We start from the raw sequence: 1,940 nt of genomic DNA, 5'->3' as shown, positions 1-1,940 counted from the left end.
GGGAAAGAACGGTCGCAGCCGCGCCATCTGTTCGTCGGTCAGCCAAAATAGATTGCTCATGATACCCCCTGAAAGTTTGGGGATTTGAAGCATGCGACCAATGCGATCTCAAGCCGATTAATGGGTCCTGAGCCTAGTGACACCGGCATACGAACCGGCATAGGACACCTGCCCGCGGTTCGTGCTGGGGGCGTCAAAGGTGCCGCTGCGTTGATAAAATCCGCCGCCGAAATAGCGGTTGAATTGCCCGCCATCCGCAACCGCGCCTGCCACGACTGACCCATCGCGGCTTTCGGCAACCAAGGCCGTGAAATGCCGGTCCAGCGGATCGTCCTGAAATGTATAAGCTTGATACCCGTTTACATCCAACGTTGGGGTGCGGACGTAAACCAAATCCTGCGGGCCACCATCCACACCGCTCATCCGCAGCAGCAAACGTTCGGAGGCCGCGTTATAGGAGACCGCTGAAATGTTTTTGCGCAGCCCTTCGGGGATGCTCTCGATACTATCGTTATCACCAAGAGAGCCACCGCCGCCGCCTGACCCGTCTGTACATGCCGCCAACGTCAACGCGCACAGCAGGGATGCCGTGTACCGATTCATAAGCCTGTATCCTTATTCTTTGTCGAGCCTGCCCGGCCTTATTGATGCGCAGAATCCGCTTTTGGATATAAAAAGTCAACGAAAGATGGTGGAAGGCGTGTAAAAACCCATGCTCTGTTGCGTTGAAAAACTTGCCCGCATATAGAAGTTTTTCCGGATGCCTCCCCCAGATATAGTATCCCTCGACTCACTCATACAGATAGCCCGCCAAAGAAGGATCAGCCCCATGCCCGTGACGCCCGAACAACAGGCCGAAATTGACGCCCTGCGCAGCGCCCCCCGCTCAACCTTGCGGGCGGTGTCCGAAGGCATGGAAAAGCACCTGTATTCCATCTATCCGGTGCTGGATCACGGGTTTGTCCGGGTGGTGGACTATATGGGCGACGATGCCGCCATCTGTCAGGCCGCGCGGGTCAGCTATGGCAAAGGCACCAAATCGGTGCAGAACGACGAAGGGCTGATCCGCTATCTGATGCGGCATTGGCATTCCACCCCGTTTGAAATGTGCGAAATCAAGCTGCACGTCAAACTGCCGGTTTTTGTGGCGCGTCAGTGGATTCGCCACCGGACCGCCAATGTGAACGAATATAGCGCCCGCTATTCGATTCTGGATCGTGAATTCTATATCCCCGCGCCCGAACAACTGGCCGCGCAATCCGTGATCAATAATCAGGGCCGCGGTCAGGCCTTGACCGGGGACGAGGCCGCGCGCGTGCTGGAGATCCTGAAATCCGACAGCGGCCGCGCCTATGACAATTACGAGGCGATGATTTCACAAGACGGGCAAGAGGGACTGGCCCGTGAACTGGCCCGGATGAACCTGCCCGCGAATATCTATACCCAATGGTATTGGAAGGTGGATTTGCACAACCTGTTCCATTTCCTGCGCCTGCGGGCGGATTCCCATGCCCAATACGAAATCCGCGTCTACGCCGAGGAGATTTGCAAACTGGTCGCCGATTGGGTGCCGTTTGCCTATAAGGCGTTCGAGGATTATCGCATGGGTGGCGAAACTTTATCTGCCGCAGCCCTTGATTGCGTTCGCCGGATGCTGAAAGGTGAGGACGTCACGCAGGAAAACTCGGGCATGTCGGCACGGGAATGGCGGGAGTTGCAAGAGGTGTTGGGGTGAGAAGGTTCTCAGAAAGGCACGGCTTTATCCTACCGCGACAAGCCATCCAAAAGAATGGAATGGATGAGCGTTTAAGGAATAGATTGTGGACTGTCTGCGGAGCTTAGGCTCAGGACTCATAACCAAAACATGACTGTTGCGGCGAGAGCGATGGCCGAGAGGAAGACTTCGGGGCAGCGGTCATATCGGGTGGCGACCCGCCGCC

The 1,940-nt window shown here is 56.4% G+C and carries 2 protein-coding genes and 1 pseudogene; 1 reads left to right on the top strand and 2 read right to left on the bottom strand.

Annotated elements, in window-relative coordinates; genetic code table 11:
• Positions 1-117: 117 nt before the first annotated feature.
• Positions 118-603 carry a hypothetical protein gene (locus FN828_RS20340; RefSeq protein WP_142495126.1) on the bottom strand — a complete coding sequence of 162 codons (486 nt, stop codon included), beginning with the start codon at positions 601-603 and terminating at the stop codon, positions 118-120.
• Positions 604-829: 226 nt separating this feature from the next.
• On the opposite strand from FN828_RS20340, the gene thyX reads away from it, so the two are divergent.
• Positions 830-1,735, top strand: coding sequence for an FAD-dependent thymidylate synthase (gene thyX, locus FN828_RS20335; RefSeq protein ID WP_142495125.1), 906 nt, complete (start codon positions 830-832; stop codon positions 1,733-1,735).
• A gap of 116 nt (positions 1,736-1,851) precedes the next feature.
• On the opposite strand, the pseudogene FN828_RS20330 reads toward thyX, so the two are convergent.
• Positions 1,852-1,940: pseudogene (locus FN828_RS20330) on the bottom strand (IS5/IS1182 family transposase); the annotation flags it as partial.

Origin of the sequence: Thalassovita litoralis (assembly GCF_900182725.1) — a bacterium.
GTDB lineage: Bacteria > Pseudomonadota > Alphaproteobacteria > Rhodobacterales > Rhodobacteraceae > Thalassobius > Thalassobius litoralis.
Note: the sequence above shows the minus strand (reverse complement) of the source record. Positions and strands in the feature narration are given on the sequence as shown.